Source organism: Brevibacterium sp. NPDC056726 (genome assembly GCF_042790515.1).
Lineage (GTDB): Bacteria > Actinomycetota > Actinomycetes > Actinomycetales > Brevibacteriaceae > Brevibacterium > Brevibacterium sanguinis.
Genome location: NZ_JBHTYZ010000007.1, coordinates 24306 through 51167 on the forward strand (window position 1 = coordinate 24306; position 26862 = coordinate 51167).

The 26862-nt window shown below is 68.7% G+C and carries 28 protein-coding genes; 3 read left to right on the forward strand and 25 right to left on the reverse strand.

The window, feature by feature from the left end; translation table 11 throughout:
* Positions 1-42 precede the first annotated feature (42 nt).
* The 17 genes from dprA to smc all read right to left on the reverse strand — a co-directional run bounded on the left by dprA (position 43) and on the right by smc (position 17495).
* Complete coding sequence (gene dprA, locus ACFQ91_RS15035; RefSeq protein WP_344251700.1) at positions 43-1287, reverse strand: DNA-processing protein DprA; 1245 nt, start codon at positions 1285-1287, stop codon at positions 43-45.
* Positions 1284-2948 carry a YifB family Mg chelatase-like AAA ATPase gene (locus tag ACFQ91_RS15040; protein WP_344251699.1) on the reverse strand — a complete coding sequence of 555 codons (1665 nt, stop codon included), beginning with the start codon at positions 2946-2948 and terminating at the stop codon, positions 1284-1286. The genes dprA and ACFQ91_RS15040 overlap by 4 nt, the downstream gene beginning before the upstream one ends.
* A complete protein-coding gene (locus ACFQ91_RS15045; protein ID WP_198499147.1) occupies positions 2945-3331 on the reverse strand; it encodes a YraN family protein in 387 nt (128 codons plus the stop codon). Before ACFQ91_RS15045 ends, ACFQ91_RS15040 begins: the two co-directional genes overlap by 4 nt.
* A gap of 192 nt (positions 3332-3523) precedes the next feature.
* Positions 3524-3841 carry a DUF2469 domain-containing protein gene (locus tag ACFQ91_RS15050; protein WP_137826023.1) on the reverse strand — a complete coding sequence of 106 codons (318 nt, stop codon included), beginning with the start codon at positions 3839-3841 and terminating at the stop codon, positions 3524-3526.
* A 30-nt stretch (positions 3842-3871) separates the two neighbouring features.
* Positions 3872-4639: a ribonuclease HII gene (locus ACFQ91_RS15055; RefSeq protein ID WP_344251697.1), complete on the reverse strand. Its 768-nt coding sequence runs from the start codon at positions 4637-4639 to the stop codon at positions 3872-3874.
* A complete protein-coding gene (gene lepB, locus ACFQ91_RS15060; protein WP_344251696.1) occupies positions 4639-5340 on the reverse strand; it encodes a signal peptidase I in 702 nt (233 codons plus the stop codon). The genes ACFQ91_RS15055 and lepB (ACFQ91_RS15060) overlap by 1 nt, the downstream gene beginning before the upstream one ends.
* Positions 5341-5394: 54 nt before the next feature.
* On the reverse strand, positions 5395-5961 hold the full coding sequence (gene lepB / locus ACFQ91_RS15065) for a signal peptidase I (RefSeq protein ID WP_376904111.1): 567 nt from the start codon (positions 5959-5961) through the stop codon (positions 5395-5397).
* An 85-nt stretch (positions 5962-6046) separates the two neighbouring features.
* Positions 6047-6388, reverse strand: a complete 342-nt coding sequence (gene rplS, locus ACFQ91_RS15070) for a 50S ribosomal protein L19 (protein ID WP_137825202.1) — start codon at positions 6386-6388, stop codon at positions 6047-6049.
* 172 nt (positions 6389-6560) lie between these two features.
* Entirely contained in the window at positions 6561-7364 is an 804-nt protein-coding gene (trmD, locus tag ACFQ91_RS15075; protein WP_344251694.1) for a tRNA (guanosine(37)-N1)-methyltransferase TrmD, read from the reverse strand.
* 8 nt (positions 7365-7372) lie between these two features.
* Entirely contained in the window at positions 7373-7873 is a 501-nt protein-coding gene (gene rimM, locus ACFQ91_RS15080) for a ribosome maturation factor RimM (RefSeq protein ID WP_344251693.1), read from the reverse strand.
* A gap of 139 nt (positions 7874-8012) precedes the next feature.
* Positions 8013-8243 (reverse strand): RNA-binding protein, encoded by a 231-nt coding sequence (locus ACFQ91_RS15085; RefSeq protein WP_009378338.1) that lies wholly within the window; start codon positions 8241-8243, stop codon positions 8013-8015.
* Between the two features lies 1 nt (position 8244).
* Positions 8245-8709 carry a 30S ribosomal protein S16 gene (gene rpsP / locus ACFQ91_RS15090; protein WP_198499153.1) on the reverse strand — a complete coding sequence of 155 codons (465 nt, stop codon included), beginning with the start codon at positions 8707-8709 and terminating at the stop codon, positions 8245-8247.
* A 155-nt stretch (positions 8710-8864) separates the two neighbouring features.
* Positions 8865-10469: a signal recognition particle protein gene (gene ffh, locus ACFQ91_RS15095; protein WP_198499154.1), complete on the reverse strand. Its 1605-nt coding sequence runs from the start codon at positions 10467-10469 to the stop codon at positions 8865-8867.
* Positions 10470-10676: 207 nt separating this feature from the next.
* Positions 10677-11897, reverse strand: coding sequence for an ammonium transporter (locus ACFQ91_RS15100; protein WP_376871918.1), 1221 nt, complete (start codon positions 11895-11897; stop codon positions 10677-10679).
* Between the two features lie 228 nt (positions 11898-12125).
* The gene (gene ftsY / locus ACFQ91_RS15105; RefSeq protein ID WP_376904113.1) at positions 12126-13268 is read right to left on the reverse strand and encodes a signal recognition particle-docking protein FtsY; all 1143 of its coding nucleotides are present in this window, start codon (positions 13266-13268) and stop codon (positions 12126-12128) included.
* A gap of 96 nt (positions 13269-13364) precedes the next feature.
* A complete protein-coding gene (locus ACFQ91_RS15110) occupies positions 13365-13766 on the reverse strand; it encodes a hypothetical protein (protein ID WP_198499157.1) in 402 nt (133 codons plus the stop codon).
* Positions 13767-13931: 165 nt separating this feature from the next.
* Complete coding sequence (smc, locus tag ACFQ91_RS15115; RefSeq protein WP_376904115.1) at positions 13932-17495, reverse strand: chromosome segregation protein SMC; 3564 nt, start codon at positions 17493-17495, stop codon at positions 13932-13934.
* Between the two features lie 260 nt (positions 17496-17755).
* Here smc and ACFQ91_RS15120 point away from each other — a divergent pair, with 260 nt between their 5' ends.
* Positions 17756-19717: a BCCT family transporter gene (locus ACFQ91_RS15120; RefSeq protein WP_344251686.1), complete on the forward strand. Its 1962-nt coding sequence runs from the start codon at positions 17756-17758 to the stop codon at positions 19715-19717.
* Positions 19718-19783: 66 nt separating this feature from the next.
* Positions 19784-20836 (forward strand): DUF6892 domain-containing protein, encoded by a 1053-nt coding sequence (locus tag ACFQ91_RS15125; protein WP_344251685.1) that lies wholly within the window; start codon positions 19784-19786, stop codon positions 20834-20836.
* 12 nt (positions 20837-20848) lie between these two features.
* Here ACFQ91_RS15125 and mutM read toward each other — a convergent pair whose 3' ends face one another.
* The 4 genes from mutM to ACFQ91_RS15145 are packed head-to-tail and all read right to left on the reverse strand — an operon-like array spanning position 20849 to position 23217.
* Positions 20849-21769 carry a bifunctional DNA-formamidopyrimidine glycosylase/DNA-(apurinic or apyrimidinic site) lyase gene (gene mutM, locus ACFQ91_RS15130; protein WP_344251684.1) on the reverse strand — a complete coding sequence of 307 codons (921 nt, stop codon included), beginning with the start codon at positions 21767-21769 and terminating at the stop codon, positions 20849-20851.
* A gap of 15 nt (positions 21770-21784) precedes the next feature.
* Positions 21785-22489: a ribonuclease III gene (rnc, locus tag ACFQ91_RS15135; RefSeq protein ID WP_344251683.1), complete on the reverse strand. Its 705-nt coding sequence runs from the start codon at positions 22487-22489 to the stop codon at positions 21785-21787.
* Positions 22490-22492: 3 nt separating this feature from the next.
* Complete coding sequence (gene rpmF, locus ACFQ91_RS15140; RefSeq protein ID WP_063249041.1) at positions 22493-22696, reverse strand: 50S ribosomal protein L32; 204 nt, start codon at positions 22694-22696, stop codon at positions 22493-22495.
* A gap of 2 nt (positions 22697-22698) precedes the next feature.
* Positions 22699-23217 (reverse strand): DUF177 domain-containing protein, encoded by a 519-nt coding sequence (locus ACFQ91_RS15145; RefSeq protein ID WP_198499164.1) that lies wholly within the window; start codon positions 23215-23217, stop codon positions 22699-22701.
* A gap of 190 nt (positions 23218-23407) precedes the next feature.
* Between ACFQ91_RS15145 and ACFQ91_RS15150 the strand changes: the two genes are divergently transcribed.
* Entirely contained in the window at positions 23408-23896 is a 489-nt protein-coding gene (locus ACFQ91_RS15150; protein WP_344251682.1) for a hypothetical protein, read from the forward strand.
* A gap of 18 nt (positions 23897-23914) precedes the next feature.
* On the opposite strand, the gene ACFQ91_RS15155 is transcribed toward ACFQ91_RS15150, so the two are convergent.
* Genes ACFQ91_RS15155 through ACFQ91_RS15170 form a run of 4 tightly spaced genes read right to left on the reverse strand, consistent with a single transcriptional unit; the run spans position 23915 to position 26847 of the window.
* The gene (locus ACFQ91_RS15155) at positions 23915-25102 is read right to left on the reverse strand and encodes an MFS transporter (RefSeq protein ID WP_344251681.1); all 1188 of its coding nucleotides are present in this window, start codon (positions 25100-25102) and stop codon (positions 23915-23917) included.
* Between the two features lie 3 nt (positions 25103-25105).
* A complete protein-coding gene (gene coaD / locus ACFQ91_RS15160) occupies positions 25106-25594 on the reverse strand; it encodes a pantetheine-phosphate adenylyltransferase (RefSeq protein ID WP_198499167.1) in 489 nt (162 codons plus the stop codon).
* A 36-nt stretch (positions 25595-25630) separates the two neighbouring features.
* Entirely contained in the window at positions 25631-26092 is a 462-nt protein-coding gene (locus ACFQ91_RS15165) for a hypothetical protein (RefSeq protein ID WP_344251680.1), read from the reverse strand.
* Complete coding sequence (locus ACFQ91_RS15170) at positions 26089-26847, reverse strand: GntR family transcriptional regulator (RefSeq protein WP_344251679.1); 759 nt, start codon at positions 26845-26847, stop codon at positions 26089-26091. The genes ACFQ91_RS15165 and ACFQ91_RS15170 overlap by 4 nt, the downstream gene beginning before the upstream one ends.
* Between the last annotated feature and the right edge of the window lie 15 nt (positions 26848-26862).

The following is a 26862-nucleotide window of genomic DNA, read 5'->3' on the forward strand; positions in this document are numbered from 1 at the left end:
CGGCGGAGGCCGGCGGAGTGAGGGACTCGCAGCCGGCTGCGGTCAGCCGCCTCGGACTTTCATCCAGCCGGAGCCGTGCCTCTTGCCGAGCCCTGCGAGTTCGAGGAGGGCGAGCGCGGAGAGGGTGTCCTGGACGGTCAGTCCGGCTCGTGCGGCGAGCGTCCCGACGTCGAGTTCCTTCGTCGCCGACAGCGAGGTCAGGCAGATCTTCTCCCGCTCGCTGAGGTCCTCGAGCCGATCATCGCCGCGTGAGCCGCCGTCCGGGTCGGGTCCGAGATCGAGCGGCAGTTCGTCGTCGTCGAGGAGGTCGAGGACGTCGGCGGCCGTCGTGACGAGTTCGGCCTCGTGATGGCGGATGAGCCGATGCGTTCCCGCCGATGACGCCGAGTACACCGACCCCGGATAGGCGGCGACGGCGCGGGAGAGCTCGAGCGCATGCCGGGCGGTGTTGAGCGCCCCGCTGCGCCACCCGGCTTCGACGATGACGGTGACGAGGGCGGACGCGGCGATGAGCCGGTTGCGCAGGAGGAAGCGGTGCCGCATCGGCGTCATCCCGGGCGCGGTCTCCGAGACGATCGCTCCCCCATTGAGCACCTGGGTGAAGAGATCGGCGTTCGCCGCCGGATAGAACCGGTCGACGCCTCCGGCCATGAAGGCGATCGTCGGGGCGTCCCGGGCGATCGCCGCCCGGTGGGCGGCCGCGTCGATGCCGAACGCACCGCCGGAGACGACGGTGAACCCCTCGGCGCCGAGATCCCACGCGAGGTCGGACGCGCACTTCGTCCCGTACCCGCTCGCCGCCCGCGCCCCGACGACGGCGACGGCCCGGCGCAGCGTCGCATCGAGTCCGGCCTGTCCCCGCACCCACAGTGCCAGGGGCGCCGCCGGCCCGAGGTCGTCAAGACACCGCGGCCACTCGTCGTCACCCGGGATGACGAGTCGCCCGCCGAGGCGCAGCATTCCCTCGAGGTCGTGGTCGCCGTCGGCATCGGCGGAGCGCACCGCCCACCGGGCGAGCGCCTCGGCGAGCTGACTGCCGGCGGCCGGTTCCCCGACTTCGGCGCTCAGGTGGGCCGCGGCATCCCCGGTGCTCACGGGTTCGGCAGCGACGGCGCGGATGATCTCGAGGGCCGCGATCGGGCCGACAGCGATCACGACGGCTCTGAGCAGCCCGTCACCGGGTTCGCCGATCCGCAGTAGGGCGGCGAGCGCGCTGCGCTGCCGCGACTCGCTGGCCGTGCCCTCGATCCGTTCGTCGTCCATGACCTCGTCCTCCGTCTCGCTCACGTCTCCTGCGTCCGCAGCGCCAGAGCCACGGCGATCCTGTCGGCATCGGGAGTCTCGGCACCGGCGAGGTCCGTCAGCGTCGTCGCGACGCGCAGCACCCTGTCGTAGCCGCGCATCGTGATCCGGCCGGTCTCGAGCGCCCGATCGAGACCGCGCAGCACCTCGGGCCGCATGCCGAAGTGGTCGCGCAGCCACGAACCGGGCGCATTCGCGTTGAGCGACCAAGCACAGTCGGCATAGCGCGCCTCCTGGGCGTGCCTGGCCGCGTGCACGCGGTCGGCCACGACAGCGCTCGCCTCCTGGTCCCCGCCGAGGCGGAGGTCGGCAGGCGAGACGGGGAAGAGTTCGAGCTGCAGATCGACGCGGTCGAGGAGCGGACCCGACAGCCGGTTGCGGTAGCGGCGCTTGTCCATCGGCGTGCACTGGCATGCGCCCTGGCCGCCGGCCGGCATCCCGGCGCCGCACGGACACGGGTTGGCGGCCATGACGAGTTGGAACGCGGCCGGGAGCACCATCGACCCCCACGCCCGGTGGATGTGGACCTGCCGGGCCTCGAGCGGCTGGCGCAGCGCTTCGAGCACGTCCCGGGAGAACTCCGGCGCCTCGTCCATGAAGAGCACTCCCCGGTGGGCTCGGCTGAGGATCCCGACGGTTCCCGGTCGGCGTCCGCCGACGAGCGCCGAGGCGGTGCTCCGGTGGTGGGGCGCCTCGAACGGGGGACGGTGGTCGAGTTCGTCACCGGCGGTGAGTTCCCCGCGCAGCGACCGGATCGCGGCGACCTCGAGGGCCTCGGCGTCGGACAGCGACGGGAGGATTCCCGGCAGACATTGGGCGAGCAGGGTCTTGCCCGCTCCCGGCGTGCCCCGCATGAGCAGGTTGTGGCCCCCGGCCGCGGCGACTTCGAGGCCGAAGCGCGCTTCCTCCTGGCCCTGCACCTCGGCGAGGTCGTGGAGGTCGGGACTGTGGGCCGCGGGACCGGCGGCGTCGATGACCGGCGGCAGCGCGGGCACGGTGAGTGCACCGCCGTAGAGGTTGACGAGTTCGGCGAGCGAGGAGACCGGGATGACCTCGATGCCGCTGATGAGGCCGGCTTCGCTCGCGTTGCCGGCGGGCACGACGAAGCGGTCGAACCCGGCGAGCAGACCGCTGTGGAGGGTCGGCAGCACTCCGCTGACCGGGCGGATCCGACCGTCGAGTCCGAGCTCGCCGCAGTGGATGACCCGCTCCGTATCGGGTGAGGTGATCGTTCTGCGCGCCCGGAGCACGGCCACGGCGATGCCGAGGTCGAATCCGGTGCCGATCTTCGGGACGCTACCGGGAGTGAGGTTGACCGTCAGGTGCTCGGTGGCCACCGGGGTGCCGAGGAAGGCCAGCGCCGCTCGCAGCCGCTTCCGGGATTCGCTCACCGAGGTGTCCGGCAGTCCGACGATGTCGATGCCGGGCAGGCCGGCACTCACGCTGGCCTCGATCGAGACGATCTTGCCGGTCAGTCCCCACAGGGCCACGGCCGAGGCCCGCCCGACGATGGTCGTCTCCGGGGTCGCCACCACGAGCGGGGGCGCAGGGCCGACCTCCTCGGCGGCATCGAGCCAGGGGTCGGCCTCGGCAGGGAGTTCCGGGTCGAAGTCGTCGTCGCCGGTCACCGGCAGCGGCTCGCTCATGAGTCGACCTGCACGTTCTTCAGGTGGGAGAGGACGACGCGCGGCTCCATGACGATGCCGATCGCATCGATCCGGGCGGCTGGGAAGAATTCGGTCTGGGCGCGCAGCCACAGTCCCGAGAGCATCCGGATCTTCCGCAGCTTCACGGGCGTGATCGCCTCGAGTGGCGACCCCTGCCTCATCGTGCGGCGGGTCTTGACCTCGACGAAGACGACGGCGGCCCCGTCCCTGGCGATGATGTCGATCTCACCGCGGGCACAGCGGACGTTGCGGGCGAGGATGACCATGCCCTCGGCTTCGAGGCGCGCCACGGCGAGGTCCTCCCCGGCACGGCCCAGGGCGATCTGCCTCTCGCCTCGCGTTGTCCCTCTCGTTCCCGACATGCCCACCACGGCACCACGTTCGATCGTGCCGAGGGAAGAGCAGAGAATCGGCCTGTGGACGACGCGTGGGCGTCCACAGGCCCAGGGCACATGAGTGAGCGGGTGTCCACACCTCGACCGCACGCTAGTCGGAGACGACTCACCTCACTGCTGCAGGCTCACCTCACCGCCGCTGGCTCACCCCGCGCGGGGTCACCGCCCGATCGAGGTCGGGGGTTCGAGGTCGGACTTCGCGATCTCCTCGATGTTGACGTCCTTGAACGTGAGCACGTGGACCATCTTGATGAAGCGGGCCGACCGGTAGCTGTCCCACACCCAGGCGTCGCGCAGGGTCAGCTCGAAGTAGACGTCGCCGGCGTCGTTGTGGGCCTTGAGGTCGACGTGGTTGGCGAGGTAGAAGCGCCTCTCCGTCTCGACGACGTAGGCGAACAGGCCGACGACGTCGCGGTACTCCTTGTAGAGCTGGAGTTCGAGCTGGGCCTCGTAGTCATCGAGATCGTCTGCGCTCACGGGGTTCCTCTCTTCGTCTCGGGGACAGGGTCAGGACTCGGGGACAGGGTCAGTATCAGGGGCAACCCGCCCGGCACCGGCCGGTGGCACGGCGTGCAGGCGGAAGCTTCGGCGGTGGTGGACGCTCGGTCCGTGGTCGACGATCGCCTGCCGGTGGGCGGCGGTGCCGTAGCCGACGTTGGACTCCCAACCATACTGCGGGTGCGCCTCGGCGAGGCCGATCATCGTTTCGTCGCGCTCCACCTTCGCCACGATACTCGCCGCCGCGATGACCGGAACGCTGCCGTCGCCCTTGATGATCGTGCGCACCGGCGGCAGATCCATGTCGGCGCAGGCGCCGAATATCCCCAGGCAGTCGAGCGTGAGTGGGGCCGAGAGCCAGTCGTGCTTGCCGTCGAGGAGGACCATCGTCCGCCCCTGCCCGTCGATCAGCCCCTGCCCATCGACAAGCCCCGGCACCTGTGCGAGGGCCCGCCTGGCGGCGAGTCCGAGGGAGAGCGTCATCCCGAGTGCGTCGATCTCCGCAGGCAGCGTCGACCCGACCGCACTCGCCTGCGCCCAGTCCTGGACCCGCGCGGTGGCGGCAGCACGGGAGACGGCATCGAGCTGCTTCGAATCGTGGATGCCCTCGGGCACCGGACTCCCGCACACCTCGGTCAGCGAGAACACGGCGACCCCCACGCTCACGGGACCGGCCAGCGCCCCGCGCCCCACCTCGTCGACGCCGATGACGGTGTCGAATCCCTCGGCGAGCAGCGCCCTCTCCACCGAGACGTCGTGCAGTCCGCGTGCTGCCATCAGTTGACGGTGATTCCCTGCGGCGCCGGGACGTCGGCGAAGACGTCCGTGGGGTTGGACACCCAAGCGAAGCTGCTCAGCGGCCAGTTGATGAGGAAGACGGTGCCGACGACGTTGTCGGCAGGCACGAACGGCTGTCCGTCGAGGTGGTACCGGGAGTCTGCGGAATTGCCGCGGTTGTCGCCCATCACCCAGTAGCTGCCTTCGGGCACGGTGACGGAGAACTCCATCTCCGAGGGCTGCGTGCCCGGTGCCAGGTAGGTCTCGTCGATCGGTGACCCGTTGACGAGGATCCGCCCCTCGGCATCGCAGCATTCGACGGTGTCCCCGCCGACGCCGATGACGCGTTTGATGAGCTGGTTGCCTGCGTCCGAGGGTGCGAGGCCGATGAACTCGAGGAACGGGTTGGGTGCGTACCCGGAGGATTCGGAGCCCGAGAGCCAGTCGTCGGGGTCGTCGAAGACGATGATGTCGCCGCGGTCGGCGGGACCGAACTTCGGCGCCAGCTGGTTGACGAGGACCCGGTCGTCGATCTGGAGGGTCTCCATCATCGATCCGGAGGGAATGTAGAAGGACCGAACCACCCAGGTCTTGAGCGCCGTGGAGATGAGGAGGGCGATGACGATGATCACCAGGGTCTCGAGGAGTCCGCGGAGGAGCTTTTTGGACGCACGTGGGGAGGGCTGTGGTTCGGAGGTCATTCGTTCGCTTTCGCATCGGTGCGCGACCTGCGCGGGCTGGCTGGAACGAGCGTATCAGTCGATCGTCGAGCCGTGCCCGATGACGGGGCCGATGACCCGGTCGAGGGGGATGAAGCCGCCGCCGGGGCGTCCGAGCAGCGCGCGCGAGTCCGTGGAGTCGTCGCGGTTGTCGCCCATCACCCACATCGTGTCGGCCGGCACGGCGATGGAGAACGGCACCTGTGAGGCGGGCAGCGGGGCGTAGTCCTCGGTGAGGGGTTCGCCGTTGAGGAGGAGCCGGCCCTCGGCGTCGCAGCACTCGAGGGTGTCCCCGCCGAGGGCGATGACGCGTTTGACATAGTAGACGTCGCGACTGCCGACACCCACCCAGGAACCGATCTTCTGCAGCGGGGTCGGCAGCGGATCGTCGATGAAGGAGCCGCGGCCGTCGAAGACGACGATGTCGCCGCGCTCGATCGTGCCGGTCAGCGCGTCCGGGCGCCACACGGTGATCGTGTCGCCGACGGTCAGGGTCGGCTGCATCGATTCGCTGGGGATGGTGAAGCGCTGGACGACGAATCCGCGCACCGCGGCGCCGAGGATGACGATGACGACGGCGATGATGCCGACGATCCTCCACATCCGGCCAGAGACGCGAAAACGCGACCCGGAGGTCGCGTTCTCGTCAGCGTTCTTCACGTTCGCCGGTGCCAGGCAGCTGGGGCGCTCAGGCCTTTTCGCGGATGCGAGCGGCCTTGCCGCGCAGGTTGCGCAGGTAGTACAGCTTCGCGCGGCGGACGTCGCCGCGGGAGAGGACCTCGATCTGCTCGACGATGGGCGAGTGCACCGGGAAGGTGCGCTCGACGCCGACGCCGAAGCTGATCTTGCGGGCGGTGAAGGTCTCGCGGACGCCGTCGCCCTGACGGCGGATGACGACACCCTTGAAGACCTGGATGCGCGAGCGGTTGCCCTCGACCACGCGGACGTGGACGTTGAGGGTGTCACCGGCGCGGAAATCGGGGACGTCGGTCTTCAGCGAGGCTGCATCGACAACATCGAGCTTCTGCATTGTGCTTCTCCTGTGGCCTCTGCTCCAGGTCGAGGACACGCATGTAGGACCGGTGAGAACCGGTATTCGGATCGTCTGTCGGGATCGCTCCCCAGGTGTCGGCCGAGGATTCCGGCCGGCGGCGCGGACATCCGACCCCCTGAAGCAGGCGGATGCCAACAAACGCGACGATCTATTCTGTCACGGCGGGGTCGGAAGACTCAAACCGGTCGAGGACCTCGCGGTCGCGGGCGTTCAGATCGTCACGGTCGTCGAGCAGGTCGGGCCTGACCTCGGCGGTGCGTTCGAGACGTCGGTCACGTCGCCACCGGGCGATCGCCGCATGGTTGCCGCTGAGCAGGATGTCCGGCACCGCGTGACCGCGCCAGACCGCCGGCTTCGTGTAGATCGGGTACTCGAGGAGACCGCCCTCGTGGCTCTCCTCGGCCAGGGACTCGGGGTTGCCGATGACGCCGGGGATGAGGCGGCTGACGGCTTCGATCATCACCATCGATGCGACCTCGCCCCCGTTGAGGACGTAGTCGCCGATGCTCATCGGCCGCACCTCGAAGTCCTCCCGCGCCCAGTCGAGCACGCGCTGATCGATGCCCTCATAGCGTCCGCACGCGAAGACGAGGTGCTCAGCTGCACTGAGCTCTTCGGCGATCCGCTGATCGAAGACCTCCCCCGCGGGGCTCGGGACGATGAGGATCGGCTTCGCCGGGCCCGCGCCGAGGCTGCCCGACGTGTCCGCAGGCGCGGGCTCTCCGGCCTGCCGGATGTGGTCGAGGGCGAGTGCCCACGGTTCGGCCTTCATCACCATGCCGGCCCCTCCCCCGTACGGGGAGTCGTCGACGGTGTTGTGGCGGTCGAAGGTGAAGTCGCGCAGGTCGTGGACGCTCAGGCCGAGCAGTCCCTGCTCGATCGCCTTGCCGATGAGGGAGAGCCGCAGTCCGGCCAGGTAGTCGGGGAAGATCGAGACGACGTCGATGCGCATGCGCAGGCTCACTCCGCGTCGAGGAGACCGGCGGGCGGGGTGAGCATGATGCGCCCGGCCTCGATGTCGATGTCGGGGACGATCGCTGCGACGAAGGGCACGAGCACCTCGTGTCCGTCGACGTGCCTGATGTGGAGGAGGTCCTGTGCGGTGCCGTTCGTGACGTCGACGACCTCGCCGACCTGCGTCTCGCCGACGAACGCGGCCAGTCCGATGAGGTCATCGAGGTACCACGCCTCGGCGTCGTCGTCCTCGTCGTCCTGGGGGCTGAGGATGAGCGTGTTGCGGATCTCCTCGGCGCGGGTGCGGTCGGCCACCTCGTCGAAGGTGAGGAGGAGACGGTCACGGTGCCAGCGCGCGGACTTGAGCGTGAGTTCGCCGATGTCGGGGTCGGTGGCGAACGTCATCCCGGGCACGAGCCGTTCCTCGGGGCGGTCGGTGCGCACCTCGACGGTGAATTCGCCTCTGATCCCGTGCGGCTTGCCCAGCCGGGCGATCACCGTGTCCATGCGTGCTCCTCGTGGTCGGGGGAATGCGTTCTCATCAGCATTCAGTGTAGTTCGCCGCAGTCGTGGGCTCCGCGGCCGCGGATGAATGCCCGAGGGGGACGTCGGCTGCCCGCCGACGTCCCCCTCGTGTGTGGAAGATCTACGCTTCGATGAGGTCCACCCGCACCGACTCACGGCCGGCGAGGGAGTTGATCACGGTGCGCAGGGCCTTCGCGGTGCGACCCGCGCGGCCGATGACCCGTCCGAGGTCGTCGGGGTGGACCCGGACCTCGAGCGTCGTCCCGCGCTGGGACGACCGGGATCGAACTGCGACGTCGTCGGGATGATCGACGATGCCGCGAACCAGATGTTCGAGCGAATCTGCCAACATGTCAGGCGTTGTCCTCCGCGGCGACGGCCTCGGCTTCGTACTCCGCCTCGGTCGCCTTGGCGGCGTCGTCGGCGGCCTCGTCCTCGGTCTCGACCTCAGCCTTGTCGGAGCCCTTCTTCGTGATGGCTTCCTTGATCACCGAGTCGGCGTTGGGAGCCACGTAGGCTTCCTTCTCCGGCTGCGGCTGGACGGTGTTGACGGCTTCGCCCTCACCGGTGAACTTCTGCCAGTCGCCGGTGAGCTTGAGCAGGTTGCGGACCTGGTCGGTCGGCTGGGCGCCGACGGAGAGCCAGTACTGCGCACGATCCGAATCGATCTCGATGACCGAGGGATTGCGGGTCGGCTGGTAGATGCCGATCTGCTCGATCGCGCGGCCGTCGCGACGGGTGCGCGAGTCGGCGACGACGACACGGTAGAAGGGTGCACGGATCTTGCCCATGCGGGTCAGACGAATCTTGACTGCCACTGTAGTGGTGTCTCCTTTTGTGTTCTGTTTGCACAGAGGCACCGCACAGTCGTGGGGTTGACGTGACGGAGTCTGCGACCTGGACTATCGACTCGAGGCAGAAGAGAGGGCCCGCGCCGAGGCGAAAGTACAAGAGATCATTGTGCCAGAAAGGCCTACTTCTTGCCACCTGGGAACATGCCGCCGAATCCCTTCGGCAGCTTCGCGAGATCGAGGTCCTCGTCCCCGCCGAGGTCGACGCCGCCGAACGCGGAGCCGACCGGGTCCTTGGTCTTCCCCGACTTCCGGTCGAGGGCGGCCTGCGCCTGCTCGGCGCGCTTGGCCGGGTTGCCCGACTGGCCGCCCTTGCGGCCCTTCTTCTTCCCCGCCGCCTTCTTCTTGCCCTTGCCGGCGCCGCCACCGGGCATTCCGCCCATTCCGGGCATGCCTCCCATTCCGGGCATCCCCGGCATGCCGCCGCCGCGACCCATGCCGCGCATGAGCTTCTGCGCCTGCGTGAACCGCTCCATGAGCTGGTTGACCGCGGTCACCGTCGTCCCGGCGCCGCGGGCGATGCGGGCCCGCCGGGAACCGTTGAGGATCTTCGGGTTGCTGCGCTCGTACGGTGTCATCGATCTCACGATCGCCTCGACCCGGTCGACCTCGCGCTCGTCGAAGTTCTCGATCTGGTCCTTGTACTGGCTCATGCCCGGCATCATGCCGAGCATCTTCTTCATCGACCCCATCTTCTTCAGGCCCGACATCTGCGTGAGGAAGTCGTTGAGGTCGAAGTCCTCACCGGACTCGAACTTCTTCTGGAGCTTCTCCGTCTCCTTCTCGTCGAAGTTCTTCTCGGCCTGCTCGATGAGCGTGAGGATGTCGCCCATGTCGAGGATGCGGTCGGCCATTCGGTCGGGATGGAACTGCTCGAAGTCCGTCATCGACTCACCGGTCGAGGCGAACATGATCGGCTTGCCGGTCACCTCGGCGACCGAGAGCGCGGCACCGCCGCGGGAGTCGCCGTCGAGCTTCGAGAGGACGACACCGGTGAAGTCGACGCCGTCGGCGAACGCCTCGGCGGTCTTCACGGCGTCCTGACCGATCATCGCATCGATGACGAAGAGGACCTCGTCGGGGTTGACGGCCGCGCGGATGTCGGCGGCCTGCTGCATGAGCTCTTCGTCGATGCCGAGGCGACCGGCGGTGTCGACGATGACGACGTCGTGGAGCTTCGACTTCGCGACGTCGATCGCATCGGTGGCGACCTTGACCGGGTCGCCGACGCCGTTGCCGGGTTCCGGCGCGTAGACGACGGCACCGGCGCGCTCACCGACGATCTGCAGCTGATTCACGGCGTTGGGCCGCTGCAGGTCGGCGGCGACGAGCATCGGTCGGTGGCCTTCGGACTTCAGCCAGTGGGCGAGCTTGCCCGCCAGCGTCGTCTTGCCGGCGCCCTGGAGGCCGGCGAGCATGATGACCGTGGGCGGGCGCTTGGCGAAGGTCAGCCGCCGGGTCTGCCCGCCGAGGATGCCGACGAGTTCCTCGTTGACGATCTTGACGACCTGCTGGCCGGGGTTGAGCGCCCCCGAGACCTCGGCCGACAGGGCCCTGTCGCGGATGCGACCGGTGAAAGCGCGGACGACGGGCAGGGCCACGTCGGCATCGAGGAGGGCACGACGGATCTCGCGGATGGTGGCATCGACGTCGGCTTCGGAGAGCCGACCTTTGCCGCGCAGATTCTTGAATGTCGCGGTGAGCCGATCGGAGAGAGAGTTGAACACGTGCAGGCCTTCTTCGTCAGTGTTGGTCGACTCTCTAGACTAACAACTCCCCCTGGGCGGGGCCGAATCCCTTTCAGATGCCAGAACACCCCACCCACGATGTCTGCTGGGACCGTGGGTGGGGTGAGCTGTGAGCACTCCGGCGTACTCCCCCGCGCCGGGCGGCCGGCGAGACCGACCGGCTTCCCCGCGCGGGAGCCTGGGGCGTCAGCGGAACGAGTAGGCGCGTTCCGCGTGTTCGAAGTTGTCGATGCCGCCGAGCTCGTCGCGGGGATCGATGCGCAGGCCCATCGTCGTGCGCAGCACGAGGGCGATGACGAGCGTGACGAGTCCGGCGTAGACGAGCGCCACGAGGCATGCGACGATCTGCGCGGTGAGGAGTCCGAGGCCTCCGCCGTAGAAGAGTCCGGCGGCCGTCTCCTCGCTCGGCACGGCGAAGAAGCCGATGAGCACGGTGCCGATGATGCCGGCGACGAGGTGGACGGCGACGACGTCGAGCGCATCGTCGTACCGCAGGCGGTTCTTCGCGATGACCGCGAAGTAGGCTCCGGCTCCGGCGGCGACGCCGATGAGGATCGCGGCGTAGGGTTCGACGTCGGCACAGGCGGGGGTGATCGCGACGAGGCCGGCGATGAGTCCCGAGACGCTGCCGATGCTCGTCGGCCGCGAGGCCCGCAGGCGCTCGATGGTGATCCACGTGATCATGCCCGCGGCGGGTGCGACGAGGGTGTTGATCCAGATGAGACCGGCCTGTTCGATCGTCGAGGCGGCGCCGCCGTTGAACCCGAACCAGCCGAACCACAGCAGCGCGGCACCGAGCACGGTGATGGGGATGTTGTGCGGCTTGTGCGGCGTCGAGTAGCGGGCGCGGCGGCCCATGACGACGACGAGGACGAGGGCGGAGATGCCGGCGTTGATGTGGACGACCGTGCCGCCGGCGAAGTCGATGGCCTCACCGAAGATGCTGCCGATCGCTCCGTCGGCGCTGAGCAGACCGTCGCCCCAGACCATGAACGCGAGCGGGCAGTAGACGAGGGTGACCCAGGCGGCGGAGAAGACGAGCCAGGTGGAGAACTTCGCGCGGTCGGCGACGGCTCCGGCGATGAGGGCGATCGCGATCATCGCGAACGTCGATCCGTAGCCGATCGAGATGAGCGTCGTCGGGTCGGTCTCGACCGCTCCGGTCAGTCCGAGTTCGCTCAGCGGGTTGCCGACGATGCCGCCGATCGAGTCCCCCGAGCTCAGCCCGTATCCGAAGAGCACCCAGACGAGCGCCGCGACGGCCATGGCCGAGAAGACCATCATCATCATGTTGATGCTCGAGCTGATTCGAGTCATCCCTCCGTAGAAGAAGGCCACACCGGGGGTCATCAGCAGCACCAACCCCGCAGCGACCATCATCCACACATTCACTGCATCGAGTTCCATTGTCGTCTCTCATTCGTCTCCGTCGGTCCCGGTTCGAACCGAACGGAATCAGTCTTCATGACTGAGGTCACGGGAATGATTCGCCGATGTTTCAGGAATGTGACGGGAGCCTCGGAGAAAGCGAAGCACCTGGTGAGAGGCAGTGAAAAGCCCGCCGAGGCGGTTGAGGGAACCGTCTCAACGGGCGAACACGACCGCAACCGATTTCGTTGCGGACCGGCTGGATCCTCAGTCGAGGAGCGCGTCGACGAAGCCCTCGGCCGTGAAGGGGGCGAGGTCGTCGGCGCCTTCGCCGAGGCCGATGAGCTTGACGGGGACGCCGAGCTCGCGCTGGACGGCGATGACGATGCCGCCCTTCGCCGTCCCGTCGAGCTTCGTCAGCACGATGCCGGTGATGTCGACCGCCTCGGCGAAGACCTTGGCCTGCTGCATGCCGTTCTGACCGGTCGTCGCATCGAGGACGAGGAGGACCTCGTCGATGTCGTGGCCCTCGGACAGCGGGCGGGTGGCCACGCGCTTGACCTTGCGCAGCTCGTCCATGAGCCCGACCTTGTTCTGGAGGCGGCCGGCGGTGTCGATGAGGACGACGTCGGCGTCCTCGGCCTTGCCGCGTTCGACGGCGGAGAAGGCCACCGAGGCGGGGTCGGCGCCCTCGTCGCTGCGGACGGTGTCGACGCCGACGCGTGAGCCCCACGTCGTCAGCTGTTCGGCGGCGGCGGCGCGGAAGGTGTCGGCGGCGCCGAGGAGGACGGACTTGTCCTCGGCGACGAGGACGCGGGCGATCTTGCCAACGGTCGTCGTCTTCCCGGCGCCGTTGACGCCGACGACGAGCATGACGGCCGGGTCCCCGGAGGCGCCGTCGGTGGCGAGCTCGCGGTTCATCGTCGGGTCGACGAGTCTGACGAGTTCCTCGCGCAGCAGGCCCCTGACCTCATCGGGGTCGCGGGTGCCGAGGACCTTGACGCGTTCGCGCAGGGTGTCGACGAGTTCGCTCGTCGGTTCGACGCCGACGTCGGCGAGGATGAGGGTGTCCTCGATCTCCTCCCACGTCGCCTCGTCGAGGGTGTCGCGGGAGAGGAGGTTGAGCAGGCCGCGGCCGAGGCCCGAGTTCGACTTCGCGAGGCGTTCGCGCAGCCGCACGAGACGGCTGGCGGGTTCGGTCGGGACCTCCGAGCCCTTCGCCGCCTCCCGCTCCTTGGTGACGGCTTCGGAGATCTCATCGATCGTCAGCTCACCGGTGAAGTCGGCGTCGATCGTCTGGGAGTCGTCGAGCCCCTTGCGGCGGGCGTTGATGCGCAGGCTGATGCCCACGGCGACGATGAGAATGAAGACGATGGCTGCGACGATGAGCAGGATAACCGGCTGGTCCATGAGTGGACGTCCTCCTTGGTCTGCTGTCGGTGTGCCGTGTTCGTCTCACGGCGGTGTCAGTGCTGTGTCGGTCTCACGGCGTCGGGCGCGCGGGCCTCAGGTGCCGCGTGAGCCGAAGAGCAGTCCCGCGGTCGTGCGCCAGCCGGTTCCGGAGTCCGGGATCTTCCAGTGGCGGGTGCGCGGCCTGACGGTGAGCAGCGACGGCGCCGCGTGTCTGCGCGGCTGGGGTCGGAGCACATAGGAGTGGTCGCGGATCGCGGTGACGGCTGCCTGTTCGCGGGTGGCCAGGTGGGACGTGCCGTCGTCATGGCCGAAGAACTCGTGGACCTCGTCGTCGTATCCCGTCCACTGTCCGGGCAGCCGGAAGCGCTGCACATCGGAGGAGTAGCGCAGCCGCCCTTCGGCCTTGAGGCCGGGCAGGGCGACGAGGAGGACGACGACGAGAGCGAGAGCGAAGGAGATGGCGAGGCCGACGATGACGACGAGAACTGCATTCATGCCCGGCAGTCACCCCGTGCTTCAGCCGACTCGGCCATGGACGTCCCGCTCCTCAAAGATTTTCGACAATGCTGCTTCAACGGCCCAGTCTATCGCCCCAGACCACGTCGGGAGTGATCCGGGGTCGCGTGGCTCGTGGAGAATTCCCTGGGACTCCGCTGTGCGTCACTGCTCCGGCTGGGCGGGGATGCGCTGCGAGATCACCTTCGAGACGCCGTCGCCGTGCATCGTCACGCCGTAGAGGGCGTCGGCGATCTCCATCGTCCGCTTCTGGTGGGTGATGACGATGAGCTGGCTCGAATCCTGCAGCTCCCTGAACACCGTGAGCAGGCGCGAGAGGTTGAGGTCGTCGAGGGCGGCCTCGACCTCGTCCATGACGTAGAAGGGACTCGGCCGGGCCTTGAAGATCGCGACGAGCATCGCCACGGCCACGAGCGAACGCTCCCCGCCGGAGAGCAGGGAGAGGCGCTTGACCTTCTTGCCGGCGGGTCGGGCGTGGACGTCGACGCCGGTGGTGAGCATGTCGTCGGGGTCGGTGAGGCTGAGACTGCCCTCACCGCCGGGGAAGAGACGGGAGAAGATGTCCTCGAACTCCCGCGCCGTGTCCGCATACGCCTCGGCGAAGACGCGTTCGACGTGCCGGTCGACCTCCTCGACGAGCTGCATGAGGTCCTTCCGGGAGGATTCGATGTCGGCGATCTGCTTCTCGAGGAACTGGTGGCGCTCCTTGAGCGCTTCGTACTCCTCGAGCGCGAGGGGGTTGACGGTGCCGATCCGGTTGAGCTGCTTCGTCGCCTCCCTGTGCCGCTTCTCGACGTCGGCGCGGACGTAGGGCCGCTCCTCCTCCCCCTCCTCGAACCCGGGCACGGGGGTGTCGGGCCCGAACTGGGCGATGAGGCGTTCGAGTCCGAGCCCCGTCTCCTGTTCGGCCCGGTGCTCGACCTCTTCGAGCTTGAGACGGTACCGCTCCTTCGCGAGCTCCGCTTCCGCGGCGGCGTCCTTGAGCCTGCCGAGCTCCGTGCGGGTCGACCCGATCTCCTCGCCGAGGCGGTTCTTCTCCTCCCGCAGGCCCCCTCTCTCGGTGACGAGGACGGTGATGGTCTCGCCGAGTTCGGCGACCGTGTCCGTTGCCAGGGTGGCGGCCTCCTCGGCGATCTCGGCGATGATGCCCGCCGAGGCGGCCGCTGCCGTCTTCCGCGCGATCGCCCGCTGGGCCTGTTCCCGGGCGGCCTCCTCGGCGCCGGCCTGGCGGAGCAGGGAGTCGACGCGGTCGCGGAGGAACCGCGCGCGGTCGGTTGCCGCCTTGTGGGCGATGCGGGTCTCGATGACGTCCTCGGAGGTCGCGGAGACCGCGCGGCTGAGCTCGTCGCGCTGGGAGGTGTCGACGACTTCGTCGACGTCGTCGGCCCCGGCCAGCGCCGCCTCGGCGGCTTCGGCCTCCTGCTGGGAGGCCGTGAGACGGCGGTGGAGTTCGGCGTCGTTGTCCTGGGCGCGGGCCAGCCGGGTGCGGGCGGCGTCGATCTCTCCGGCGATCCGGGACACCTCCTCGCCGGCGGCCATGATCGCGGCGTCCGAGGAGTGGAGGGCCTCGAGGGCGGCAGCGGTGACGGGTTTCGCCTCCTCCAGCTGCGCGTCGGTCTCGGCGATGGCGGCGTCGAGGCCGGCGACGGTCTGCTCGAGCCCGGCGATGGTCTCTTGAGTCTCCGTCAGCGCCGTCTGGGAGGCCAGCCGGGTGCCCGAGGCGGTGCGGGCGCGGCTGACGCGCGTCGAGGTGATGACCTCGCCGTCGACGGTGACGGCGGTGAGCTGCGGGTGCGCGTCGACGAGGGCGAGCGCCGTGGGGGCGTCGGGGGCGCAGACGACGGCGGCGAGCGCGGTCTTGACGAGCGTGTCGAGCGCGGGATCCTCGGCCCGGACGAAGTCGGCGAGTCGGGTCGTCTCCGTGTCCCCGCCCTTGCCTCCGGAGCGCAGCGCCGCCGCGGCGGGGTCCGGGTCGGGGTGGGTCGGGGCGAGCGTGCCGGTGGGGATCGTCAGGGAGACGTTCGTGTCCTCGCCGAGGTGGTCGAGGACGCCGAGGGCGGCCCGTCCGGAGTCGACGAGGACGCCGCTCACGGTCGTCGACAGGGCGGCGGCGACGGCCATCTCGTAGCCGGTGGTCACGGTGAGCTTCTCCGTCACGGCGGTGTCGACGCCGGGCAGGCCCGCGGTGATGATGTCGTCGAGGTCGGCCTCGAGGGCGGTGCCGAGCGCGAGCGCTTCGGCCCGGGCCCGGGCAGAGGCCAGTTCCGAGGCCGCCTCGGCGCGGGCGGTCCGCTGGTCGCGCAGTCGCTCTTCGAGGGCGGTCTGGGCCGCGGTCGCCGCTTCGTACGTCTCGTCGAGCGTGCTCTCGCCCTCTTCGACGTTCTCGACGGCGGACTCGGCGCTGGCCAGTGCCGTCTCTCGGTCGCGGATCTTCGCCTCGAGGGCGGCGATCTCCGCCTGCCCGGTGTCGATGCGCGCCTGCAGGTCGCTGATGCGCGACTGTGCCTGCTCGTGCCGCGCGTGGAGGCTCGAGCGGTTCTTCACCGCCTCGGTGATCGCGATCTGCGCGGCCTTGACCGCGGCTTCGGCGTCCTTCAGCTCACCGGCGAGCTCGTCCTTGCGGGAGTTCGCGGCGTCGAGGGCGGCAGCGGATTCGCTCACCGCCTCATCGGCGGCGGCGAGTTCGGTCCGGATGCCCTCGGCCTGGGAGCGCAGCTCGTCCGGTGAGCGGCCCTCGCGCCGGCCGAGGCTCGCGATCTCGGACAGGAGGTGGGAGCGTTTGTCCCCGGCCCGGCTGGCGAGCCCGGCGGCGCGCACGGACTGGGTCTGGGTACGGGATTCTGCGGTGCGCATCGCCTCGAGTTCGGTCTCGACTGCGGTCAGTCGGGTCTCGATCTCGGCCAGGCGCGCCTCGGTGCGGGCGCGGCGGCTCTCGAGGTCGGCGATGCGCTCGGTGTGGTCGCCGCCGCCGTCGGAGGCGGCGAAGAGGGAGGCCTGGAGGCGCACGGCGTCGTCGGCGAGCAGCCTCGCCGTGGCATCGCGCAGCGTCGCCTGGACGGTGGCGGCGCGGGCGGCGGCCTGGGCCTGACGGCCGAGCGGGCCGAGCTGGCGGTTGAGTTCGGTGCGCAGGTCGGAGAGGCGGTCGAGGTTCGTCTGCAGGCCGGTGAGCTTGCGGACGGCCTTGTCCTTGCGGCGGCGGTGTTTGAGGACGCCGGCGGCCTCCTCGATGAAGCTGCGGCGTTCGATCGGGTCGGCGTGGAGGATCGCGTCGAGGCGGCCCTGGCCGACGATGACGTGCATCTCCTTGCCGAGGCCGGAGTCGTTGAGGAGCTCCTGGATGTCGAGGAGGCGGGCCGGTGCCCCGTTGACGGCGTATTCGCTGCCGCCGGTGCGGAAGAGGGTCCGGGAGATCGTCACCTCGGTGTAGTCGACGGGGATGGCTCCGTCGGTGTTGTCGATCGTCAGGGTCACCTCGGCGCGTCCGAGGGCCTGGCGCTTCGAGGTGCCGGCGAAGATGACGTCGTCCATCTTCCCGCCGCGCAGGTTCTTCGCCCCCTGCTCCCCCATCACCCAGGAGAGGGCGTCGACGACATTGGACTTGCCTGAGCCGTTGGGGCCGACGACGCACGTGATGCCCGGCTCGAACTTCAGGGTCGTGGCCGAGGCGAAGGATTTGAATCCGCGCAGGGTCAGGCTTTTCAGATGCATCGTGTCCCCAAGCATAGCGGGGCGGGCCCTGCCGGGCCGGGCGCAGACGCCCTCTTGTCAAAGACCCGCATTTTGGTAGTGTTTCGTCTCACGTGCTGCACGTCGCCGTTCGGGCGCCGCACGGTCGACAGCGACGTCGACCGGTGTGGGGACGAACGACGGTTCCACCCGACCCGTCGGCGACGGCGGTCGGGCCTTCCACCGCCGTCGACAACAAGGAAGGAACGCCGCACCAGGGCGTGGTTGCGGCAACCGGACCCATGAGCGATTCACCGAACACCTCCGGCGCACCGAGCAGTCCCGGCAGCGAGGGGCAGGCGGACACCCCGACCACACCGCTGGACAGGACCCGCGAGCTCATCACGCATCTGCAGAACCCGCCGACGAAGAAGCGGTACCTGCGGCGCATCGGCCTCGACAAGACGGTGTTCTTCACCGCCGGCATCCTCGCCGTCGCGTTCGTCATCTGGGGCTTCGTCTCCCCGGAGAGCCTCGGCGTCGTCGCCGGGGCCGCCCTGACCGGGGTGATGGACAACTTCGGGTGGCTCTTCGTCATCGCGGCCACGGTCTTCACGATCTTCGTCATCGTCGTCGCCGTCAGCCGGTTCGGCCGGATCCCGCTCGGCAAGGACGGGGAGACCCCGGAGTTCCGGACGTCGTCGTGGATCGCGATGATGTTCGCGACCGGCATGGGCATCGGCCTCGTCTTCTCCGGTGTCGGGGAGCCGCTGTTCTTCTACATGTCCCCGCCGCCGGCGACCGTCGACGGCTCGACATCGGAGGCGATGGGTACGGCGATGGGCACGACGCTCTTCCACTGGACCCTCTACCCGTGGGCGATGTATGCGATCGTCGGGCTCGGCGTCGCGTACGGGTCGTTCCGGCTCGGCCGCTCCCAGCTGTTCTCCTCGATGTTCACCTCGCTCTTCGGCGAACGCGTCGTCAACGGGATCGGCGGGAAGATCATCAACATCCTCGCGATCCTCGCCACGCTCTTCGGCTCGGCCTGTTCGCTGGGCCTCGGGGCGATCCAGATCGGCGGCGGCATCGAGACCGCGGGGATTCTTCCCGATGTCTCCTCCCCCGTCCTCGTCATCATCATCGCGATCCTCACTGCGGCGTTCGTCGCCTCGGCGGTCTCCGGTGTCGAGAAGGGCATCCAGTGGCTGTCGAACATCAACATGGTGCTCGCCGTCATCGTCGCGGCCATCGTCTTCATCGGCGGTCCGACGCTCTTCATCCTCAATGTCGTGCCCTCGGCGGTCGGTTCCTTCATCCAGGATCTGCCGCAGATGGCGTCGCGGACGGCGGCCAGCGGTGAGGGCGTCAACGAATGGCTGTCGTCGTGGACGGTCTTCTACTGGGCCTGGTGGATCTCGTGGTCGCCCTTCGTCGGTCTCTTCATCGCCCGCATCTCCCGCGGGCGGACCGTGCGCCAGTTCGTCACCGGCGTCCTCATCGTCCCCTCGGTCGTCTCGACGCTCTGGTTCGCGATCTTCGGCGGTGGCGCCATCGGCATCCAGGAGCGCGCCGAACGCGGCGAGGGCACCGTGCAGGCGCTGGCGAACATCGTCGACGGGGAGCCGGACATCAACATGGACACGATCCTCTTCGACCTCCTCGGTGCCCTGCCCCTGCCGAACCTCATCGCGATCATCCTCATGATCGTCACGGTCATCCTCATCGCGATCTTCTTCGTCACCGGCGCCGACTCCGCGTCGATCGTCATGGGCACGCTCTCGGCCAACGGCGCACTCGAACCGGGCAAGCGCCTCGTCATCTTCTGGGGTGTCGCCACCGGTGCGGTGGCCGCGGTCATGCTCCTGGCCGGGGGCAGTGATCCCGCCGAGGCGCTCGACGGGCTGAAGAACATCACGATCGTGTCCGCGCTGCCGTTCGTCGTCGTCATGCTCCTTCTCTGCGTGGCGCTGTGGAAGGACCTGTGCCAGGATCCGCTCGTCATCCAGCGCGAACTCGCCACGCACCTGCTCGACCAGTCCGTCGCCACCGGGGTGAGCGAATACGACGGTCACGCCTTCGGTCTGGCGACCTCGGAGCTGCGGCAGGTCCCGACCGACGGCGCCGAGGCGGGTGTGTCGGATACAGGCGGCACCGAGGCGACTCGGACGCACGCGGGTGTCGGCAAGGGCGGGAACGCACCACCGGCGGGTGAGAGCGATCCACCGGATGACACCGGCGCCGAGGCGGATCCGAAGGGCTGACTGCCCGATCATCTGTCCTCGCTCGCACCGGTGCGAATATGCCTCGGCCGTGACAGAATCCGTGGCATGACCCACACGATCGATGTCACAGCAGATGGCCTCGTCATCGACGGCGCTCTCGTCGCTCAGCTCGAACGCGGTGTCCTCACGGAGATCTTCGGCGAACCTCGCATCGTCGAACCCGGCGACCCCAGTGCCGACCCCGACAGACAGCTGGCCCGCAGCTGGATGGTCTGGGATGAGAAGGGTGTGGCGGCAGGACTCTCGCGTTCGGGTGAACCGGGTGATCTGTGGGTCAGGCTCGCCGAGGATCCGCAGCGCGAGGGCCACGATCCGCGAGCGCGGACTCGCATCGTCCCCGAGACCGTCTTCGCCGGCACGGTCACCGTGTCAGGGGCGCAGCCAGTCGACGCGGTGCCGATCGAGAAGCTCCGGAATGCCCAGACCGGCGTCATGGCGGAGGCCGGCGAATGGGAGGTCCTCTGCTATCTCAACCACACGGAGCTTGCAGGCGTCATGGGATCGGCTCTCAACGGCACGGTCGACGAGCAGGGTGCTGACGGTGTCGCCGACGCGCTCAGAGCAATCGCCAACCCGTTCCGCGAACTGGCCATCGGCAGCTTCACGCCGGGTCGAAGGAGAAAGCCGACCACGAAGCCCTCGGGGAAATGGAAACAGTCCCCACCCACGGTCCCGGTCGTGAAGCTTCCCACGTTTGCTTGGCGGGCAGCGATCATTCAGGAGCTCATGTACGAACAGGGTGTGCTCGAGCCGCGGTTCGACGTCGACGACTTCGCCCGGGACCGCGGACCGCATTCCTTCGATCCCCAGGACTACATGGGAGAGATGATCCCCTCTGTGCGCACCTGGTTCCGGAAGCTGCCCGTCCCCGCGGCCCTGGCGGAGAACATCGAGCACCTCGTTCTTGACGGCGGCAATGACATCTACCTCCAGCTCATCCCGCAATGGGACGGAGAGGACGAGTCCTTCGACATCAGGAGCCTCAAAGACGACGATGTTGCGCCATTCGCCAAACTGCGGTCGGTCGACGACGTCGGTGGCTTCCTCGGTCCGCGTGCCCGGAAGACGCTCGAGGATCGCGGCATCACCGTGAGATGAGCGGAGAGCACATCACCGGTACCGCGGCATCCGCTGGCAGGTCGGGCAGAAATGGCTGCCGCGGCCGCCGACGGTGAGTTTGGCGATCTCGGTTCCGCACCGCACGCACTCCTGCCCGTCGCGGCCGTAGGCGAGCAGCGCGCGGTCGAAGTACCCGGATTCGCCGTTGACGTTGACGTAGAGCGCGTCGAAGCTCGTCCCGCCCACGGCCAGGGCGTCGCCCATCACCGAGGCGGCGGATTCGACGACGGCGACCAGACGGGACCGCCGGGTGCGGGAGGCGATGGCCAGCGGGTGGACCCCGGCGCGGAAGAGCGCCTCATCGGCGTAGATGTTGCCGATCCCGCTGACCACGGTCTGGTCGAGCAGGGCGGCCTTGAGCGGGGTGCGCTTGCGCGCGAGCGCGTCGACGACGGCATCGAGATCGAAGGAGTCCTCGAGCGGGTCGGGGGCGATGTGGATCGCCGAGGCGGGGACGAGCCGGCCGTGGGCCAGCGCGAGCGGCTGGACGCTGAGATGCCCGAAGATCCGCTGGTCGATGAAGCGCAGATCATAGCGCTCCGGTGCGCTCGCCTCGGAAGATTCCGCAGCGAAATCCCCGCCCTTCTCGAGCCGGAACACGGCACGGGTGTGGCGGTGCACCTCGGCGTGAGAGGGATGGACGCGCATCTGTCCGCTCATTCCGAGATGGACGAGCAGGCCCGACTCCCCGCCGACGGTCAGCCACATGAACTTGCCGCGGCGCTCGGCGCCGGTGATCCGCTCGCCGACGATCCGGTCGGTGAAGTCGGCGGCCAGACCGGGATCGATCCGCCGCGCCGAGGTGGTGCCGAGGATCCGGTGGTCGATCACCTCGGCGCCGGTGATGAGCGCCCCGGTCGTCCACTCCGCGAGCCCGCGGCGGACGCTTTCGACCTCGGGCAGCTCAGGCATCGGAGACTGAGCGCCTCAGCGCCGGTAGTCGGGGTAGAGCGTGCGGATCGCCTTGACCGCGACTTCGGCGGCGGCGGCCTCGGCGGCCTTCTTCGAGGAGCCGTCCCCGGAACCCCAGCCGTTCTCGCCGAGGCGGGCGGTGGCGGTGAAGACCATCGCATGGTCGGGACCGGTCGAGGTGATCTCGTAGCTCACGGCGCCGAGCCCCAGGTCAGCGGCGGCTTCCTGAAGCGTCGTCTTGAAGTCCATGCCCGCGCCGAGGTTGACGGCGTCGGCGAGCATCCCGTCGATGAGGCGGTGGACGAAGGCGAACGCGGCCTCGCGGCCGCGGGAGACGAAGGTCGCTCCGATGAGGGCTTCGACGGTGTCGGCGAGGATCGAATCCTTCTCACGACCCCCGGTGAGCTCTTCGCCCTTGCCGAGGAGGATGTGGCGGCCGATGCCGTAGCGGCGAGCGATCGCCGCGAGCGCCCGCGTGTTGACGACGGCTGAGCGCATCTTCGCCAGCTGACCCTCGGGCAGGTCCGGGTTGTCGTAGTAGAGCGATTCGGTGGCGACGAGGCCGAGGACGGAGTCGCCGAGGAACTCGAGGCGCTCGTTCGTCGGGATGCCGCCGGCTTCGAATGCGAAGGACCGGTGGGTCAGGGCAAGACGAAAAGTCTCGGGATCGATGTCGATCCCGAGACTCTCCTTCAGTTCTGCTGTGGTGTCAGTCTCCACAGGTCAGGCGTCAGCGACCTTGCGTCCCTTGTACTCAAGGAACAGCGGGGTGCCGGCTGCGTCTTCGACGACCTTGGCCTGGTGGGGGCGCGAGTACACAACGCGACCGTTCTCCACAGTCTTGACCAGGTTCGGAGCCTGAGCCTTCCACTGCGAACGACGGTGGCGGGTGTTGCTGCGCGACATCTTACGCTTGGGAACAGCCACGTCTAGCTCTCTTTCTTCTCATCCAACAAGTTCTGCAGCTGTGCGAACGGCGAATCGGATTCGCTGTCGCCGTCCTCGATGTCCTCACCGAGGGTGTAGCTGAACTCTTCGCTTCCGTCCTTGACCGGACTGAAGGGCAGAGCCATCACGACTGCGTCTCTGATCGCGGGTTCGAGATCGAGCTGATCACGGTCGATGACGTAGGAGTCCTCGTCGCCCTCGATCTGCTCATAGACGTACATCTCGTTGATGTCGACATCCATGGGCAGCTCGATCTCGTCGAGCGTCCTCGCGTCTTCGCCGTGGGCGACGGTCGAAACCGTGCCCGTGACGTAGATCCCCTCGGAAACGCTCTCGAACATCAGCTCGAGGGTCATAGGCGTTCCTTCGGCGACCCCGATCACTTCGATCCTGAGGTCCGCTGGAGCCGGCACTGTGGCGTTGACACGTTCCCATTCCCCCGGATGACCGAGCAATCCCATTGACCGGAGATCGTAAACGAACTCTGACCGCTTCTTCATGCTCTCTCCTCCGTATGCGAATGAGAAGTGCGCTCCTGCGTTCACACGCGACTCACCATTCTAATCAACACCGGCGACCATTGCCAATCGCAGGCCCGGCGTCGCCGAGGTGTTCCTGGTCACCTCAGCCTACGCGCGGTTGCCGGCCTCGGAGGTCCGGATGGGGGACGAATCTCGCTACAGTGTCCTCGTGCCCTCGAGACTGACCGTCAATATCGCCCACGCCGCCTGGATCGCCGTCGGCGTGCTGATCTTCGCCGTCGCCACGCTCCTGGCCGCCATCGGTATCGCCGATGTCAGCAGCGTCTTCGCCGGAGACGGCAGGCCCGGGCGGTTCGAGGCGATCACCCGCGACTGCGGTCAGCCCAAGAGCGGGGACCTCCTGTGCTCGTGGCGGGGAACGTACACCGCCGCCGACGGGACGACCGTGGAGGACGCCCTCCTCGACGTGGACCTCTCTGCCGCCGACGCGGCGCAGACCCAGCAGGTCCTGTGGAACGGCGACACCGAGACCCCGGTCGTCTACCTCGATGAGCCGCGCGGAATGTGGAAGACCATCGCCGTCATCGTCGGCATCTGGTCCGTCGTCACCAGCTTCTGCGCGTACATCGTCCTGCGCAGTCGGAGCCGGCGCCGCAGGAAGCTCGCCGAGGCGACCGGGACCGAACGACGCCGCTGACGTCCCTGAGCCGGACCTTCACCACTTCTCGTGGCTGTTGCGCCAGGTCACCGCCCCGGCGAGGACGAGGAGCGCCCCGGAGATGCCGAAGACGATCCCCGATCCCGCGACGATCGTCAGCACCGAGGCGACCGAGGGGATCGCCACCTGGCTGAGCCGATTCCCGGCCAGTCTGATCGAGAGCACCGCGGCTCGGTTCGCCGGATCCGCGAGCGTCGAGACCCACGTCATCGTCAGCGGCTGCGTGAGCCCGAAGCAGAAGCCGGCGACCGCGAGCAGAATCGCCAGCGTCCACGTCTGGCTGAGCACGGGGATGAGGATGACGCAGATGCCCGCCGTCACCGAGGCCGTCCACAGCAGCGACAGACTCCCCCACCGGCGGGCGAGCACGCCGATGATCATCCGGGAGATCACCGAGGCGAACGTCCGCAGTGCGAGCAGCCACGTCACCGTCGTCACGCTCAGCCCGTTCTCCTGCCCGATGAGCGGCAGGTACGCGGTCATGAGGTCGACGGCGGCGAGCGTCGCCATCGAGGCGAGGATCGCCGGCTTCATCCCCCGGATCCCCAGGAGAGCCCACGGGGTGCGCACACCCTGGGCCGCCTCGGCGCGGGAGACGTGCGGGGTCCGCCCGCGGAGCATGACGACGACGGCGGCGATGAGCATGAGCGAGGAGAGCCCGGTCATGAACCACAGGGCGCCGACGATGTGCGGGGACCCGCCGGTGGCGTCGGCGATCATGCCCGCCAGGGGCAGGCCGATCGTCTGCCCGATCGACACCCCCAGGGTGAGGTGGCCGAACTTCGCGGTGAGCCGGGAGGCGGGGAAGGACTGCGGGATGAGCGCCTGGGAGGCCACGGTCGTCAGCAGCTGCCCGAACCCGAGGCTCATCGTCGCGATGAGCAGCACGCCGAGGTTGGGGGCGAGGGCCGCGAGCGCGACCGGGGCGATCGACAGGACGGTGCCGACCCAGAGGACCGCGGTCGCGTACCCGCGGTCGACGAGGCGACCGACGAAGAGCGCGGTGAGCAGCGGGACGAGGGAGTAGCACGCGGTCATGAGGCCGAGCACGACCCCGGAGCCGCCGAGTTCGAGGGTGCGGTAGGAGATGAGGACGCGCACGCCGTTGTAGGTGGCGTGCGCGATGACCGTGTGGAGGACGAGGCCGGTGAACCAGGCCCGAGAGGAGTGTGCCGCTGCCCCCATGCCTCAGGCGTCGGCGTTCAGCGCGTCGAGCACCGGGGCCGGCACGAGTCCGGTGATGTCGCCGCCGTTCCTGTGGACCTCTTTGATGAGGGAGGACGAGACGTGTTCGAACTCGGGGTTGCCGGGCACGAAGATCGTCTCGAGGTCCGTCAGGTGCCGGTTCATCAGGGCCATCGGCAGCTCGTAGGCGAAGTCCGTGCCCGAGCGCAGGCCCTTGACGACGGCGGGTGCGCCGATCTGCAGGCAGTAGTCGACGAGGAGGCCGCCGGGGACGAGATCGATCGTGATGTTCTCGGCGTCCCGGGTGCGCTCGTCGGCGGCGAGGGAGGCGCGGATGAGGTCGGCGCGGACCTCGGGGGCGAAGCGCCCAGTCTTCGACGGATTGTGGACGACGGCGACGACGACCTCGTCGAAGAGCTTCGCGGCACGGGCGATGATGTCGAGATGACCCATGGTGATCGGGTCATAGGAACCGGGGCAGACGACCTTCATGGCCTCATCGTATCCCGCCGCCTCGTCGCGGCGCGGTCAGTCCGCATGCCGTCCGAACGGCAGTCCGCGCTCGCGCTGGATGAGCCACGCGTGCCACACGGCGCCGGTGACGAGCATGGCCCCGCAGAAGATGAGGGAATGCACGGCCTGGAACTTCACCGCCAGCTGCGGTGACCCGTCCCCCGCCGAGGTGGCCAGCACGCTCATCGTGAGCACCGAGAGCAGGGCGGCGCTGAGTCCGACGAGACCCAGCCAGCCCAGGCGCATGACGGTCGTCAGCGGCAGGGCGGTGCGGGCGATGACGACCCCCAGGCCGAGCGAGGCCGCCACCGCGCTCGTGCCGAAGAGGAGACCGAACCACGCGACGATGACCGTCGATGACCCGACGGACGGGCGGACGAGGACGATGACGACGGCGATGGCGATGAGGAGGACGACAATGGCTTCGCCGACGAGCACCCGGAAGCGGGCGGGAAACGAGGTCGGCGAGGCGGTCATGGCCTCATCGTATCCCGCAGGCTCGACCACTGGTCATCGCCGGCGGCGGAGCCCTCCCCGCGGACGACGACGGGCTCGGGGTCGGACTTCTCATGGTGGAGGCGGGCGACGGCTTCGGCGGAGATCCTGCCGATGAGCTCGACGGCTGCGCCTTCGTCGCCAGCGGCGATCGCCTCGGCAAGCCTGCGGTGGACGTCGACGAGGTCGCAGCGGACCTCGTAGCCGTCAGGGGCCGACAGTGAGAGCAGGCGGGTGTGGACCATCGATGCCTGCATGAGGGAGCCCAGCCTCGGCGAGCCCGAGCACGCGACGATCGCGTGATGGAAGTCGAGGTCGGCGTCGCCGATGGCGCGCGCGACATTGCCGTCGATGGCCGCCTCGAGATCGGCGAGCGCGTCGTCGATGAGCGCCGTCCGTCGGTTCCCGCGGATGATGAGGCGGGCCGCCTGGACTTCGATCGCCTCCCGCACGGCATAGACGTCGTCGATGTCGGCGGCCTCCATCCGCTTGACCCAGGCTCCGCGCCCCGGCGCATGACTGACGCTGCCTTCGCTGACGAGGCGCTGCAGCGCTTCGCGCAGGGAGGGGCGGGAGACGCCGAGGAGCTCCGCGGTGCGCACCTCGCTGATCGACTGCCCCGGCAGCAGACTGCCGCGGTAGATCGCGTTGCGGATCTCCTCGGCGACGAGATCGATCGTCGATGAACGCACGACTCTGCGCAGCACGGGCAGCTCGGACGTGCGCGGGTGGCTCATGTCACAAGGATATAA